The organism is Mesoterricola sp. JemC181 (assembly GCF_055384585.1).
In genome coordinates, this window is record NZ_AP045076.1 from 1,017,354 (window position 1) to 1,033,233 (window position 15,880).

Genomic DNA, 15,880 nt, shown 5'->3' on the forward strand with positions numbered 1-15,880 from the left:
GCGGGGGTAAAGGTGAAGGTCGCGGAATGGGCGGTCATGTTCCTGCTCTAAGGGATGGATTGGATCATGGATCGGGCGCGCTGCCAAGCCTTCAGAACGGGCCCTCCCAGCAGAACGCCCGGTCGCCTGTTGGTAACAGCCTTTCGATCGTTATGTTTGCGGCGGGCCTGGGCCGGCGGCCCTGGGTGCTCAGGATCTTGAGGTCGACAATGTCCCCGCGCAGTTCGGCCTGGTAGGTGACCAGGCGGAAGTCGCCGTTGCGGTAGGCGAAGCCGTCGCCCGCGTCGTGGTAGAGCCGGCCCTGGGCGCGGCCGTCCTCGCCGGGCACCACCAGGAGGGCGGTGGCCCCTTCGGGCGCCTCGGCGGTGCACATGGCCCCCGGTCCCAGCGGGAGGATGCTCCCGCCCCTTGCGAAGAGGCGCGCCTGGTGGCGGTCCTCCAGGTCGCCCTCCACCAGGGACAGGGGATGCCAGGGACCCCTGGGCCGGGGGGCGCTCCTCGTGCCGGGCGGAACCACCAGGAGGTCGCCCCCCACCAGGAAGCAGCGCTCCTCGCTGCGCAGGGCGGGGTTGGCGGGGTCGGCCAGGAACAGGGGCCGCATCACGGGCAGGCCCGTGGCGGCGGCTTCCTGGAAGCAGGTGTAGAGGTAGGGCAGGAGGCGGTAGCGGCGCAGCAGGGCGATGCGCGCGGTCCGCTCCACCCCGGGTCCGAACGCCCAGGGCTCCTTCTTGCGGGTGCCCTTGTCCGAGTGGCCCCGGCAGAAGGGGAAGAAGGCTCCGGTGCCCACCCATCTCGCCCAGAGGGACGGGGAGGGGTCCCCCACGAAGCCCCCCAGGTCCGGGCCGTTGAAGGGCTGGCCCGAGAGGCCCAGGGTCAGGCTCATGGGCGTGGCCAGCTTGAAGTCGCCTTCGGTCGAGTAGTTGTCCCCGGTCCACGTGGCGGCGTAGCGCTGGCCGCCCAGGAAGTTGGAGCGGGTGAGGATGAAGGGGCGCCGGTCGGGGCGCGCCCCCAGCAGGCCGTCCCGGGTGGCGCGCACCATGAGCATGCCGTAGAGGTTGTGGTACTGCAGATGGGAGCCCGGCCGGAGCCCGCCCCCGCCGGCGTGGCGCGCGGTCTCCGGCAGGGTCAGGTCGGGCCCGTCGAAGATCGAGGGCTCGTTCATGTCGTTCCAGAGCCCGGCCACCCCGGCTTCCAGCAGCGGGGGATGCAGGCCCGCCCACCACGCCCGCACCCGCGGGGAGGTGAAGTCCGGGAACACGCAGGAACTGGCCCACACCTTGCCCTTGAAGACGCGCCCGGCCTGGGTGGTGATCCAGGCCCGGGCCCGGGTGCCGGAGTCGAAGACGGGGTAGCCGGGCTCGGCGCGCACCCCCGGGTTGATGGTCACCACCAGCCGGAACCCCATGGCGCCCAGGTCGGCCGCGAGTCCCGCGGGATCCGGGAAGCCCTGGGGGTTGAAGGTGAAGACGCGGAACCCGTCCATGTAGTCGATGTCGAGCCACAGGGCGTCGCAGGGGATGCCCCGCTCCCGGAACTCCCGGGCGACGTCCCGCACCCGCGTCTCGGGCACGTAGGAGTAGCGGCACTGGTGGTAGCCCAGGGCCCACCGGGGCGGCAGCTCCATGCGCCCGGTGAGGTCGCCCAGGGAACGGAGCACGTCCGCGGGCGTCGGGCCCCGGAGGATGATCACCGGCAGGCCCGGGCCCTGGCTGGTGCAGACGATCTCGGCGCCGCACTCCAGTTCCGCCTTCCAGCTGGTGTCGAAGATGACGCCGAAGGCCGAGCCGTCGGGCCTCACCGCCAGCACCCAGGGATGGCTCTGGTACAGGCGGCGGCCCTCGTCCTTGGCGTAGCCGGGGTAGCCGCTGTTCCACAGGATGACGGTCCTGCCGTTGCGCCGCAGGGGCCCCGCCACCTCCCCGGTGCCGTAGAGGTCCGTGCCCGGATCCAGGGGGATGGCCGCGCGGAACCGGCCCCTGGAGATGCCGAAATGGGGCCAGGGCCCCCAGTCCGGGGGCAGGGGGCCGGTGATGGCCAGGGGGCGCGCGAGGCTGGGGGAGGGCGGAAGGGACTCCGGCTCCAGGCCCTCGGGCAGGAAGAGGGCCACCCCCGGGGCCATCTCCCCGCAGGCGCCCACCGTGAGGTTGCCGTGGGTCCGGAAGTGCGCGAGGAGCAGGTCGATGAGGATGGGGAAGCGGCGGCTGGCTTTCATCGTGCTGCCAGGGATGGCCGGAACTGGACGGAGGTTCCGCAAACCCTATGCTGGGCCATGGACACCTTCGAGCTCCTCCGCCGCACCTTCGCCCTGCGCCTGCTGGGCTGGGCCCGCATCCCGCTCCTGGCCTCGGTGCGTCCCACCCTCGAGGAGCTGGACGCGGACCACTGCGTCGTCCGGGTCCCCCTCCGGCGATGGACGCGCAACCACCTGGGCTCCATGTATTTCGGTGCCCTCGCCATCGGCGCCGACTGCGCCGGGGGGCTGCTGGCGGTGGAGCGGATCCGGGCCCGGAAGGCGGGGCTCACCCTCGTCTTCAAGTCCTTCGAGGCCCGGTTCCTGAAGCGCCCGGAGGCGGACGTGCGCTTCATCTGCGAGGACGGCGCCCTGATCGGCGAGCTGGTGGAGCGGGCCCTGGCTTCGGAGGAGCGGCAGACCGCGCCGGTGCGGGTGCGCGGCGCCGTGCGGACGCCTTCGGGCCTGGAAACCGTGGCGGAATTCACCCTGGAGCTCAGCCTGAAAAAAACGGGAAGGGCGGTGCTGTAGACCTATATTGGGGTGGCTTCCTGGAGGTTCCGCCATGCACAAAGGCGCCTGGGTCCTTCGCGAACCCCTCTCGGTCCTGGATTCCGTGGACGAGCCGTACCTGGAGACGGCCCTGGCCACCCTGGGCGACCATGAGATCCTCCTGCAGTACGCCCCCGCCACCCCGGACCTGCGGGTCTTCCTGGACGGCAACGCCGTCTTCGAGCTGGGGCAGGCCTCGCCGGCCGGAGCCTGGTTCAAGCTGTGCCGGGAGCTGGGGTATGAGCCCGAAGTCCACTGGGACCTGGATCCGGCCCTGATCCTGTTCCGGCAGGTGGTTCCCGCCCTCGCCCGGGACTGGCGCGAGAACCCGCTGCCGTTCACGGACCTGGGCCTGCCCGAGGGGGTGGTCTGCCTGGCCTCGGTGCAGGCGGCCTGGGAGACGGCAGTTACCGGCCTGTTCGGGAAGAGGGACGCCCCGGCCCGGCAGGTGGCCGCCTGCTTCGAGGGCCTGCCCCTGCGGGCGGTGGTCTTCCATGACGACCCCTCCCGCCGGGAGGATTTCGTGGGCACCGGGGTGGACGAGCCCCTCCTGGGCGTCTACCTGCACCTGGGCGCCTCGCGCAGCCGCCGGGTGACCCTGTCCAAGGCCACCGTGGTGGCCACCGGCGGCCTGAAGATGAGCCCCTGGGCGATGGGCGGCGAGTGGACGGAGGACGGCCGGGACTACCGCGGCACCCTGCGCCCCGAGGCCTTCCTGTGGGCCGCGGGCCTGGGACGCGAGGTGCCGCCGGGCTTCGGGCCCGCCTTCCAGGAGGCGCTGAAGTCGGTGCTGGGCGTGGTGGACCCGGTGGTGGAGGCCTACCGCCGCGCCTGGCCCACGGGCGTCGTGTGGCACCGGGACCCCTTCGCCCGGTACCTCAACCACATGATCGTGGACGTGCGCATGGAGGGCGGCCGGGCCCTGCTGATCCTGGACGACGGCACGGACATCGCCGTGGCCGGGCTCAAGAGCGGTTCGGTATGCGTGCCGTGATCACCGGTAGGCGGCGATCCCCGTCACCTCCTCGCCGATGATGAGGGTGTGCATGTCGTGGGTGCCTTCGTAGGTGTAGACGCTTTCCAGGTTGGCCATGTGGCGCATCACGGGGAACTCGTCCAGGATGCCGTTGGCGCCCAGGATCGTGCGGGCCTTGCGGCAGATCTCCAGCGCGGCGTTCACGTTGTTCATCTTGGCCATCGACACCTGGGCGGGGGTGTAGTTGCCCTGCTCCTTCAGCCGGGCCAGCTGCAGCACCAGGAGCTGGCCCTTGGTGAGCTCGGTGACCATCCAGGCCAGCTTCTCCTGCTGGAGCTGGGTGCCGGCGATGGGCTTGTCGAACTGCACGCGGCTCTTGGCATAGTCCAGGGCGCACTGGTAGCAGGCGTCGGCGGCGCCCAGCGCCCCCCAGGCGATGCCGTAGCGGGCCTGGGTGAGGCAGGACAGCGGCGCCTTGAGGCCCCGGGCCAGGGGCAGGAGGCCGGCCTCGCCGTCCACCTCCACGTCCTCCAGCACCAGCTCGGACGTGACCGAGGCGCGCAGGCTCCACTTGCCGTGGGTCTCGGGGGCCGAGAAGCCCTTGGTGCCCTTTTCCACCAGGAAGCCGCGGATGCCCTCGTCGGTGCGGGCCCACACCAGGGCCACGTCCGCCACGGTTCCGTTGGTGATCCACATCTTGGTGCCGTTGAGCCGCCACCGGCCGCCGGGAAGGCGCTCGGCCCGGGTGAGCATGCCGCCGGGGTTGGAGCCGAAATCCGGCTCCGTGAGGCCGAAGCAGCCGATCTTCGCCCCCGAGGCCAGGAGGGGGAGCCAGTGGTCCTTCTGGGCCTCGCTGCCGTAGGCGTGGATGGGCCACATCACCAGGGAGCCCTGCACCGAGGCGAACGAGCGCAGGCCCGAGTCGCCCCGCTCGAGCTCGTACATGAGGAGCCCGTAGGCGGTCTGGGACAGGCCCGCGCACCCGTACTTCTCGGGCAGCGTGGCCCCGAAGAAGCCCAGCTCCCCCATCATCGGCACCAGATGGGCCGGGAAGGTCCGCTCCTGGGCGTGGTGTTCGATGATGGGCAGCACCTCCCGGTTCACGAATTCCCGGGCGGTCTCCCGCACCATGCGCTCCTCGTCCGTCAGCAGGCCCTCCAGGGCCATGTAGTCGGTCATGTGGGTGAATTTCGCGTGGGCGCCGGACATGGATCCCCTCCGTCAACGCCTGATAGTGCCACAATGGGGGGATCTCCTCCCAACCCTTTCCCAGCCGTGAGAATCCCATGAACAGCTCCATCCGACGCGTGGCCATCTGCACCGGAGGCGGCGACGCCCCGGGCCTCAACGCCGTCATCCGCGCCGCCACCATCGCCGCCCAGCGCCGCGGCTGGGAGGTCTACGGCATCCGCGAGGGCTTCAACGGGATCTTCTTCCCCGAGCGCTACGCCGACGGGGGCGTCTTCCGCCTCACCCGGGACCGGGTGCGGGGCATCACCCACCTGGGCGGCACCCTCCTGGGCACCACCAACAAGGGCAACCCCTGCCACTTCCCCCTGAAGATGCCCGACGGCACCATCCGCGAGGTGGACCGCACCGACGAGATCCTGGAGTTCTTCGCCAAGCGCGAACTCGACGCCCTGATCTCCGTGGGCGGCGACGGCTCCCTGACCATCGCCAACGCCCTGGCGGAGAAGGGCCTGCGCGTGGTGGGCGTCCCCAAGACCATCGACAACGACCTGGACAAGACCTTCACCACCTTCGGGTTCGATTCCGCCGTGGCCTTCGCCACCGAGTGCCTGGACCGCCTGCACAGCACCGCCGAGAGCCACCAGCGGGTGATGGTCGTGGAGGTCATGGGCCGCTACGCCGGGTGGATCGCCCTGCACGCCGGGATCTCGGGCAGCGCCCACGCCATCCTCATCCCCGAGATCCCCTTCGACCTGGACAAGGTGGTGGAGGCCATCCGCACCCGCGACTTCCACAACCGCATGTATTCCCTGGTCATGGTCGCCGAAGGCGCCGCGCCCAAGGATGGCGCCCGGCTCGTCGCCGCCGCCGCCGAGACCGGCCACGCCGAGCGCCTGGGCGGCATGGGCGACCAGGTGTGCAAGGCCCTGCAGGAGCGCACCGGCAAGGATTCCCGGTGCGTGGTGCTGGGCCACCTCCTGCGCGGCGGCAGCCCCACCTCCTTCGACCGCCTGGCGGCCCTGCGCTTCGGCGCCGCCGCCGTGCGCGCCCTGGACGAGGGGTACAGCGGGGTCATGGTGGCCCTGGCCGTGAACGGCGTGAACTATGTGCCGCTCGCCGAGGTGGCCGGCCGCATGAAGGGCGTGCCCCTGGACGGGGATACGCTCCAGACGGCGCGGGACCTGGGAATCTGCATGGGGGACTGAAACCGGGAAAGGGCCGCGAGGGAAACGCTCCCCCGGCGGTCAGGCCCCGACGGAATGCCGCCCGATGCCGCGCAGCATCCTGGCGAACACCACCTGGTGCACCGGGAACAGGGCATACCAGTAGGCCTGCCCCCAGAACCCCACGGGGTCGAAGATGGCCGTCTGGCGCAGCGTGCAGCCCTCGCCATCCGGGGTCACCTCGAATTCCAGCCAGGCCCTTCCGGGCAGTTTCATCTCGGCGCTCAGACGCACCAGCCGGCCCGGCTCCAGGGCCTCCACCCGCCAGAAATCCACCGCATCCCCCACCCGCAGGTCCTCGGGGTGGGCCCGGCCGCGCCTCATGCCCACCCCCCCGGCCAGCAGATCCAGGGCCCCCCGCAACCGCCAGAGGGCATTGCAGGCGTACCAGCCCGTCGCGCCGCCGATGCGCTGGACGGTGGCGAAGGCCTGGGCGGGCGGTGCAGCCACCCTCAGGGTGCGGGTATCCACCAGGCGGGTGCCGAAACGGACGCCGCCCCAGGTCCGGGTCCGTCCCGAGGAGGACAGGGCATCCGACCAGCGCGTGCCGGCGTAGGCGGCATCCTCGTGCACCAGGGCCCGGCGGATGGCCTCCTCCGCGCTCATGGGACGCACCGCGAAATGCCTCAGGGCCCGGTCGTCCACCACGAGGGAAGGATGGCGGATGCTGTTGATGAGCTTCCGGCCGATGCGGGCGTACACCGGGGTGACCAGGCCCAGCCAGAGACTGGAGAGGTAGGGGGTCAGGAACGGCACCGGGATCATGAGCAGGCGGATGCCCCGCTGGCGGGCATAGGCACGCATGATGTCGCCGTAGGTCACCCGGTCCGCCCCGCCGATCTCGAAAACCCGACTCCCCTCCATGGGAACCGGGATCGCGGCCAGGAGGTAGGCCACCAGGTCCTCGATGGCGATGGGTTGGGCCAGGACCGAGACCCACCGCGGGGTGATCATCAGGGGCAGCCTTTCCACCAGAGCCCGGATCAGTTCGAAGGACAGGCTCCCGGAACCCAGGACGATGGATGCCCGGAACTCCAGCACCGGAACCCCGCTCTCGCGGAGGATGGCCCCCACTTCCTGGCGGCTCCGGAGATGGGGGGACAACGTCCCCGCATCCGTGTGGCCCAGCCCTCCCAGGTAGATGATCCGCCGGACGCCCGCATCCCGCGCCGCGGCTCCGAAGTTTTGGGCAGCCAGGCGGTCGTCCGTCTCGAATTCCCCTGCCGAACCCATGGAATGCACCAGGTAATAGGCCACCTCGACCCCCTCCAGGGCCTCCCCCAACCCGGTGTTTTCCAGGACATCCCCGGCCACGACCTGGGTGGCGGGGCCCACCCGCCCCTGGAGCCGCCCGGGTTGGCGCACAAGGCAGCGCAGGGCATGGCCTTCGCGCTCCAGGGCCCGCAGGAGCCGCCCGCCAACGTAGCCTGTGGCGCCGGTCAGGAGAATGAGGTTGTTCATGGGTGCACCGCTCCCGGGTGGAACCTGGGGAGAAAGGGCATCGGGCCGTTCCGCCGGAGATGGAGCAGGCCCTCAGGTCCAGGTTCGTTGAATTGTTTGATCTATTTGCCCGTGGCCCGGTGGTTCCGGATGCGGTCCCTGACCTCGTCCATCAGGGGGTTGGGGATGGGCACGGACAGATTGTACTGGAGCAGCTTCCAGGCGCCGTCCCGCAGCTCCAGAACGCCGCTCCCGCGGCAGGGGCCCAGGTTGGGGGTCTCCAGGTCCTCCTCGAAATAGGCCACGGCGCCCCGTCCGGCGAAGGCGACGGTGCGGCGCGCCGCCCGGAAGGACCAGGCCCTGCCCCGGGCGAAGAAGGGGTGGGCGAAGGCCCGGAAGGCGGGCTTGGGCCAGCGCTCGGCGGGGTCCGTGCCCAGGAACACGGCCTCCTCCGCCAGGTGGCCGAAGTAGCGGGCCTCATCGGCCTGGGCGGCGGCCAGGTGCCAGTCGTCCAGCACGGCGGCCACCGCCGCCTCCGGGGTGGGGGCGGCCACGAGGGCGGGGACCAGGAGGAGGGCGTGGGGGACCATGGTGACCTCGAAGCGCAGTTGGCGGGGGTAAGGGGCCGGGCGGGGGTTAGAATGACGCAGGGACCTTCTTTCAGGGGGGTCATTTCACCGTAAACGCTTGGCTTCACCCGCGGTCCAAGGTTAGAGGGCGCCCGGCGGATCCGGAATAAACGTCCCATCCGTCACGACTTTGCTAGAATACCTCTGGTAACGATGTGTATCCCGAACACCCGTCCGGTGGGTTGACCCCTCGGCATTTCCTACAGGTCTAGGCTCCCCATGGACGCAAACGAATCGGTTCTCAATAATCCTCTCGAAGCCGGCACCTCCCGCAAGGGGTGGAAGCTATGGCTGGGCCTCGCCGTGGTGGTCGCCGTGGCGGGGATCGTGACGGTGAAGAGCCTCTCAGGCGGCGCCAAGGCGGCGCCCCCCCAGCGGGCTGTCCCGGTGGCCTCGGGGGTGGCCCGCACCGGGGACATGCCCGTGAACCTCTCCGGGCTGGGCACCGTGGTGCCCACGGACGCGGTGACGGTGAAGACCCGGGTGGATGGCCAGATCATGAAGATCCACTTCCGGGAAGGGCAGCTGGTGGCCGCGGGCGACCTGCTGATCACCATCGACCCACGGCCCTACCAGGTGCAGCTGCTCCAGGCCGAGGGGCAGATGGCCAAGGACCAGTCCGTCCTGCGCAACGCCCGCATGGACCTGGCGCGCATCCAGTCCCTGTTCGACCAGAAGATCGTCTCCCGGCAGCAGCTGGACACCCAGAGCGCCCTGGTCGACCAGTGCGAGGCCGCCGTCAAGGCCGACACCGGGTCGGTGGAGAGCGCCAAGCTCAACCTCACCTACAGCCGCATCACCGCGCCGGTCTCGGGCAAGGTGGGCCTGCGCCTGGTGGACACGGGCAACACCGTCAAGGCCTCGGACGCCACGGGCCTGGTCACCCTCACGCCCATCTCCCCCATCAACGTGCTCTTCTCCGTTCCGGCCGACAACATCCAGAGCGTGCTGGACAGCAGCAAGGGCGGCAAGGCGCCCGTGGTGGAAGTCTATGACCGCGACATGACGAGCCGGCTGGCCTCCGGGACCCTGCTCGCCGTGGACAACCAGGTGGACGCCACCACCGGCACCGTGCGCATCAAGGCCCAGTTCGCCAACAGGGACGGCGCCCTCTTCCCCAACCAGTTCGTCAACGCCCGGCTCCTGGTGGACACCCTGCGCGGGGTCCTCATGATCCCCGCGGCCGCCGTTCAGCGCAGCCCCACCGGCACCTTCGTCTACGTCATCAAGCCCGACGCCACCGTCGAGCTGCGGCCCGTGGAGCCCCAGGCCACGGAGGGCGACGTCACCGCCCTGCGCAAGGGCCTCAAGCCCGGCGAGAAGGTCGTGGTCAGCGGCCTCGACAAGCTGCGGCCCGGCAGCAAGGTCCTCGAGGAAGGGCAGGGCGCCCCCAAGGCCGCCAAATGAATCCATCCAGGCCGTTCATCCTCCGGCCCATCGCCACGTCCCTGCTCATGGCCGGGATCATGCTGGTGGGCATCCTGGGCTTCAAGCAGCTGCCGGTGTCGGCCCTGCCCCAGGTGGACTACCCCACCATCCAGGTGCAGACCTTCTACCCCGGCGCCAGCCCCGACGTGGTGGCCACGGCCATCACGGCCCCCCTGGAGAGGCAGTTCGGCCAGCTTCCCGGCCTGAACCAGATGACCTCCAGCTCGTCGGAGGGGAGCTCCCTGGTCACCCTCCAGTTCGTCCTGGACCTCAACATCGACGTGGCCGAGCAGCAGGTGCAGGCCGCGGTGAACGCCGCGGGCACCTACCTGCCCGCCGACCTTCCCAACCCGCCCATCTACTCCAAGACGAACCCGGCCGACGCCCCCATCCTCACCCTGGCCCTCTCCTCGGACACCCTGGCCCTGCCCAAGGTGGAGGAGTTCGCCGACACGCGGCTCGCCCAGAAGATCAGCCAGCTGCCCGGCGTGGGCCTGGTGAGCATCAGCGGTGGCCAGAAGCCCGCCGTGCGCGTGCAGGCCAACCCCGCGGCCCTGGCCTCCTACGGCCTCTCGCTGGCCGACATCCGCACCGCCGTGGGCGCGGCCAACGTCAACCAGGCCAAGGGCGCCTTCGACGGGAAGATGCAGTCGTACGCCATCGGCGCCAACGACCAGCTCCTCTCCTCCGCCCAGTACAAGCCCCTGGTCATCGCCTACAAGAACGGCAACCCCATCACCCTCCAGGACGTCGCCACGGTCGTGGACGGCACCGAGAACGCCAAGCTCGCGGCCTGGATGAACAGGACCCCGGCCGTGATCCTCAACATCCAGCGCCAGCCCGGGGCCAACATCATCGCGGTGGTGGACCGCATCAAGACCCTGCTCCCGCAGCTCCAGGCGTCCATCCCCGCCGCGGTGAAGATGCAGATCCTCACGGACCGCACCACCACCATCCGCGCCTCGGTGGAGGACGTGGAGTTCGAGCTGATGCTCACCATCGCCCTGGTGATCCTGGTGATCTTCCTGTTCCTGCGGACCTTCGCGGCCACGATCATCCCCAGCTTCGCCGTCCCGCTGTCCCTGGTGGGCACCTTCGCGGTGATGTACGTCCTGGGCTACAGCCTGAACAACCTCACCCTCATGGCCCTGACCATCTCCACCGGCTTCGTGGTGGACGACGCCATCGTCATGATCGAGAACATCATGCGGTACATCGAGGAGGGCGTGCCGCCCATGGAGGCGGCGCTGCGCGGCTCGGAGCAGATCGGCTTCACCATCGTGAGCCTGACGGTCTCGCTCATCGCGGTGCTCATCCCCCTGCTGTTCATGGGCGACATCGTGGGCAGGCTCTTCCGGGAGTTCGCCGTGACCCTGGCCGTGACGATCATCGTGTCGGCCGTGGTGTCCCTGACGCTCACCCCCATGATGTGCGCGCGGCTCCTGCGCAACCAGGCCGAGCACGAGAAGGGCCGGTTCTACCAGTCTTCCGAGCGGGTCTTCAAGGCCGTCATCGCCTTCTACGGCCGCACCCTCACCTGGGTCCTCAAGCGCCAGACCGCCACCCTGTGGGTGGCCGTGGGCACCCTGGGCGTCACGGTGCTGCTGTACGTCTGGATCCCCAAGGGATTCTTCCCCGTGCAGGACACCGGGGTGATCCTGGGCATCTCCGAGGCCCCCCAGACGGTATCGTTCAAGGCCATGGCCCGCAAGCAGCAGGAACTGGCCGAGGTGATCCTCCTGGATCCGGCGGTGGAGAGCCTGTCCTCCTTCATCGGCGTCGACGGCACCAACTCCACGCTCAACTCCGGCCGCATCCAGATCAACCTCAAGCCCCTGGACGAACGCAAGCTCAGCGCAAGCGACATCATCCGGCGCATCAAGCCCGAGCTGGAGCGCATCGACGGCATCAAGCTCTACATGCAGCCCGTGCAGGATCTCACGGTCGAGGACCGGGTCAGCCGCACCCAGTACCAGTATTCCATGGAGGACCCCGACTCCAAGGTCCTGGGCACCTGGGTGCCCCGGTTCGTGGCCGAGATCTCGAAGATCCCCATCCTGCGCGACGTGGCCAGCGACCTCCAGGACAACGGCCTCCAGACGCGCCTGGTCATCGACCGCTCCAGCGCCGCGCGCCTGGGCATCACGCCCAAGATCCTGGACGACGCCCTGTACGACGCCTTCGGCCAGCGCCAGATCTCCACCATCTTCACGGAGCTGAACCAGACCCGCGTGGTCCTGGAGACCATGGAGGGGTTCCGGGAGGGGCCCCGCGCCCTGGACAACGTCTTCCTCAAGTCCTCCACGGGCGGGGCCGTGCCCATCACGGCCATCACCCGGGTGGAGAACAATTTCGCGCCGCTGGCCATCAACCACCAGGGGCAGTTCCCCGCGGCCACCATCTCCTTCAACCTGGCCCGGGGCGCCTCCATCGGCGACGCGGTGAAGGAGATCGAGAAGGTCCGGGCCCGCATGGACATGCCCGGCAGCCTCCAGTCCGAGTTCAAGGGCACGGCCCAGGCCTTCCGGGCATCGCTGGTCAACACGCCGTTCCTCATCCTGGCCGCCCTGGTGACCATGTACATCCTGCTGGGCGTCCTGTACGAGAGCTACATCCATCCCGTGACCATCCTCTCCACCCTGCCGTCGGCGGGCGTGGGGGCCCTGCTGTCCCTCATGATCTGCCGCACCGACTTCAGCGTCATCGCGCTCATCGGCATCATCCTCCTCATCGGCATCGTGAAGAAGAACGCCATCCTGATGATCGACTTCGCCATCGACGCCGAGCGCAAGGAGGGCCTGCCCCCGGAGGAGGCCATCTACCAGGCCTGCCTGCTTCGCTTCCGGCCCATCATGATGACCACCATGGCCGCGCTCCTGGGCGCGGTCCCCCTGGCCATGGGCACGGGCGTGGGCGCCGAGCTCCGCCGGCCCCTGGGCATCTCCATCATCGGCGGCCTCATCTTCAGCCAGGTGCTGACCCTCTACACCACCCCGGTCATCTACCTCGCCTTCGACCGCATCGCGCGCCGGCTCAGGGGCCTGCGCAAGGCCGGCGTCCCGGCCGAGGCCCGATGAGCATTTCCGCCCCGTTCATCCGGCGGCCCATCGCCACCTCCCTCCTGACCATCGCCATCGCCCTGGCCGGGAGCCTGGCGTTCAAGTTCCTGCCGGTGTCCCCGCTGCCCCAGGTGGAGTTCCCCACCATCCAGGTGTCGGCGGGCCTGCCCGGCGCCAGCCCCGAGACCATGGCCTCCTCGGTGGCCACGCCCCTGGAGCGGCAGTTCGGGCGCATCGCGGGCATCACGGAGATGACCTCCAACAGCTCCCTGGGATCCACCAGCATCACCCTGCAGTTCGACCTGAACCGCAACATCGACGCGGCCGCGCGCGACGTGCAGGCCGCCATCAACGCCGCCCGGGGCCAGCTGCCCGCCAACCTCCCCAACAACCCCCGCTACCGCAAGGTCAACCCCGCGGACGCCCCGGTGATGCTCTTCGCGCTCACCTCGGACATCGTTCCGCGGCAGAACATGTACGACATCGCCTCCAAGGTCCTGCAGCAGCGCCTTTCCCAGGTGCCCGGGGTAGGCCAGGTCTTCGTGTGGGGCGGCGCCCTGCCCGCGGTGCGGGTGGAGGTGGATCCCGACGCCCTCCACGCCCGGGGCCTCGGCCTCGAGGACGTGCGCCGGGTCCTGGTGGCGGCCAACGTCAACCAGCCCAAGGGCTCGCTGACCACCGAAGGCACCACCAGCATCATCAACACCACCGACCAGCTGCTCAAGGCCAAGGACTACGGGGACCTGGTCATCGCCTTCAAGGGCGGCACCGCCCTGAGGGTGGCGGACGTGGCCAAGGTCACCGACTCCGTGGAGGACCTGCGCAACGACGGCCTCACCAACGGCAAGCCCTCGGTGAGCATGGCCGTCTTCCGGCAGCCCGGGGCCAACATCATCGACACCGTGGACGCGGTGCGGGCCCTGGAGCCCCAGCTCAAGGCCTCCCTCCCGCCCTCCGTGACCTTCGAGGAGGTGCTCGACGCCACCCAGACCATCCGGGCCTCGGTCAAGGACGTTGAACGGACCCTGCTGATCTCCATCGGGCTGGTGATCCTGGTGGTCTTCATCTTCCTGCGGGACTGGCGCTCGACGCTGATTCCCAGCGTCGCCGTGCCGGTGTCCCTGGTGGGCACCTTCGGGGTGATGTACCTGCTGGGCTACAGCGTGGACAACCTCTCCCTCATGGCGCTGACGGTCGCCACCGGCTTCGTGGTGGACGACGCCATCGTGGTCGTGGAGAACATCACCCGGCACCTGGAGGGGGGCCTGGCCCCCTACGAGGCGGCCATGGAGGGGGCGCGGGAGATCGGGTTCACCGTGCTCTCCATCAGCATCTCGCTTTGCGCCGTGTTCATCCCCATCCTCCTCATGGGCGGCATCGTGGGCCGGCTCTTCCGGGAGTTCGCCGTCACCCTGTCGGTGGCCATCCTCATGTCCATGGTCGTTTCGCTCACCACCACGCCCATGATGTGCGCCCGGCTCCTGCGGCCGGCCTCCGAGGCCCACCACGGCAGGCTCTTCCTGGCCTCCGAGCGGTGGTTCAAGGCGGTCCTGGGCGGCTACGAGCGCAGCCTCTCCTGGGTCCTGCGGCACAAGCGGCTGACCTTCATGACGGCCCTGGGCACCGCGGCCGCCACGGTCCTGCTCTACATCTTCGTGCCCAAGGGCTTCTTCCCCCAGCAGGACACGGGCCGGATCATGGGTGCCATCCAGGCCGACCAGTCCATCTCCTTCCAGGCCATGAAGGGCCGGCTGCGGGAGTTCGTCACCATCGTCAAGGCCGACCCGGCGGTGAGCGCGGTCTCGGGCTCCGTGGGCGGCGGCGGCACCACCAACACCGGCCGGGTCTTCGTGGCCCTCAAGCCCATGAACGAGCGGGACGTCAACGCCGACCAGATCATCAACCGCCTGCGTGGCAAGCTCTCCAAGGTCGCCGGAGCCACCCTCTACCTCCAGCCGGTGCAAGACATCCGCATCGGGGGCCGGGGCGGCAACGCCCAGTTCCAGTACACCCTGCAGGGGGACGAGTCCCGGGAGCTGTTCCAGTGGGCCCCCCGCGTCTTCGAGAAGATGCGGGGCATCAAGGAACTGGCCGACGTGAACACCGACCAGCAGAACCAGGGCCTCCAGGCCAGCGTGGTGGTGGACCGCCCCACCGCGGCGCGCCTGGGCGTGACGCCCCAGATGATCGACAACACGCTCTACGACGCCTTCGGGCAGCGGCCGGTCTCGACCATGTACACCGACCTCATCCAGTACCACGTGGTGCTGGAGGTGGCCCCCGCCTACTGGCAGAACCCCGAATCCCTGGACAAGATCTACGTGCACTCCACCACCGGTGCCATGGTGCCCCTTTCGGCCTTCGCGAAGTTCAGCCGGGAGACCACCCTGCTGGCGGTGGCCCACCAGGGCCAGCTGCCCTCGGTGACCATCACCTTCAACCTGGCCCCCGGGGTCGCCATCGGCGACGCGGTGACGGCCATCGAGAAGGCCCAGGAGCAGATCCGGCTCCCGGCCACCATCCGGGGCAATTTCATGGGCACGGCCCAGGCCTTCAAGGCCTCCCTGGCCAACGAGCCCATCCTGGTGCTGGCGGCCTTCCTGGCGGTGTACCTCGTGCTGGGCATCCTCTACGAGAGCCTGATCCACCCCCTGACCATCCTCTCCACACTGCCGTCGGCGGGCCTGGGCGCCCTGGTGGCCCTGCTCATCTGCGGCACGGAACTGAGCTTCATCGCCTTCATCGGCATCATCCTGCTCATCGGCATCGTGAAGAAGAACGCCATCCTGATGATCGACTTCGCCATCGAGGCTGAGCGCCGGGAAGGCCTGACCACCGAGGAGGCCATCTTCCAGGCCTGCCTCCTGCGGTTCCGGCCCATCACCATGACCACCATGGCCGCCCTTCTGGGAGGCCTGCCCCTGGCCCTGGGCCGCGGCGCGGGCGCGGAGCTGCGCCGCCCCCTGGGCATCGCCATCGTGGGGGGCCTCATCGTCAGCCAGGTGCTGACCATCTACACGACGCCCGTGATCTACATCTACATGGCGCGGTTCAGCCGGTGGTTCGTGGCGGCCAAGGACCGGTTCCTGGGGCGCCTCCGGGGGGCTCCCGTCCTGGAAAGTTGAAAACATCAGGGGATCGGGGCATGATGG

General features: G+C 69.6%; 10 protein-coding genes. 6 read left to right on the plus strand and 4 right to left on the minus strand.

Annotated features, from left to right (window positions below):
• Positions 1-91 precede the first annotated feature (91 nt).
• Positions 92-2,212, minus strand: coding sequence for a TIM-barrel domain-containing protein (locus tag ACZ5MC_RS04600; protein WP_464517137.1), 2,121 nt, complete (start codon positions 2,210-2,212; stop codon positions 92-94).
• 57 nt (positions 2,213-2,269) lie between these two features.
• Between ACZ5MC_RS04600 and ACZ5MC_RS04605 the strand changes: the two genes are divergently transcribed.
• Together ACZ5MC_RS04605 and ACZ5MC_RS04610 are read left to right on the plus strand one after the other, a co-directional pair.
• Positions 2,270-2,761, plus strand: coding sequence for a DUF4442 domain-containing protein (locus ACZ5MC_RS04605; protein ID WP_306599132.1), 492 nt, complete (start codon positions 2,270-2,272; stop codon positions 2,759-2,761).
• Positions 2,762-2,795: 34 nt separating this feature from the next.
• Positions 2,796-3,776 carry a hypothetical protein gene (locus ACZ5MC_RS04610; protein ID WP_464517138.1) on the plus strand — a complete coding sequence of 327 codons (981 nt, stop codon included), beginning with the start codon at positions 2,796-2,798 and terminating at the stop codon, positions 3,774-3,776.
• Here the strand turns inward: ACZ5MC_RS04610 and ACZ5MC_RS04615 are convergent, their stop codons facing one another.
• Positions 3,777-4,967 carry an acyl-CoA dehydrogenase family protein gene (locus ACZ5MC_RS04615; RefSeq protein ID WP_464517139.1) on the minus strand — a complete coding sequence of 397 codons (1,191 nt, stop codon included), beginning with the start codon at positions 4,965-4,967 and terminating at the stop codon, positions 3,777-3,779. It abuts the gene before it with no gap.
• Between the two features lie 77 nt (positions 4,968-5,044).
• On the opposite strand from ACZ5MC_RS04615, the gene ACZ5MC_RS04620 reads away from it, so the two are divergent.
• Positions 5,045-6,154, plus strand: coding sequence for a 6-phosphofructokinase (locus ACZ5MC_RS04620; protein WP_306599135.1), 1,110 nt, complete (start codon positions 5,045-5,047; stop codon positions 6,152-6,154).
• Between the two features lie 39 nt (positions 6,155-6,193).
• On the opposite strand, the gene ACZ5MC_RS04625 is transcribed toward ACZ5MC_RS04620, so the two are convergent.
• A complete protein-coding gene (locus tag ACZ5MC_RS04625) occupies positions 6,194-7,633 on the minus strand; it encodes an SDR family oxidoreductase (RefSeq protein WP_464517140.1) in 1,440 nt (479 codons plus the stop codon).
• Between the two features lie 101 nt (positions 7,634-7,734).
• On the minus strand, positions 7,735-8,202 hold the full coding sequence (locus tag ACZ5MC_RS04630; protein ID WP_306599137.1) for a nuclear transport factor 2 family protein: 468 nt from the start codon (positions 8,200-8,202) through the stop codon (positions 7,735-7,737).
• A gap of 258 nt (positions 8,203-8,460) precedes the next feature.
• Here ACZ5MC_RS04630 and ACZ5MC_RS04635 point away from each other — a divergent pair, with 258 nt between their 5' ends.
• The 3 genes from ACZ5MC_RS04635 to ACZ5MC_RS04645 are packed head-to-tail and all read left to right on the plus strand — an operon-like array spanning position 8,461 to position 15,853.
• Positions 8,461-9,648: an MdtA/MuxA family multidrug efflux RND transporter periplasmic adaptor subunit gene (locus tag ACZ5MC_RS04635; RefSeq protein ID WP_464517141.1), complete on the plus strand. Its 1,188-nt coding sequence runs from the start codon at positions 8,461-8,463 to the stop codon at positions 9,646-9,648.
• Positions 9,645-12,746: a multidrug efflux RND transporter permease subunit gene (locus ACZ5MC_RS04640; RefSeq protein ID WP_464517142.1), complete on the plus strand. Its 3,102-nt coding sequence runs from the start codon at positions 9,645-9,647 to the stop codon at positions 12,744-12,746. Before ACZ5MC_RS04635 ends, ACZ5MC_RS04640 begins: the two co-directional genes overlap by 4 nt.
• A complete protein-coding gene (locus ACZ5MC_RS04645) occupies positions 12,743-15,853 on the plus strand; it encodes a multidrug efflux RND transporter permease subunit (protein WP_306599140.1) in 3,111 nt (1,036 codons plus the stop codon). Before ACZ5MC_RS04640 ends, ACZ5MC_RS04645 begins: the two co-directional genes overlap by 4 nt.
• Positions 15,854-15,880: the final 27 nt, after the last annotated feature.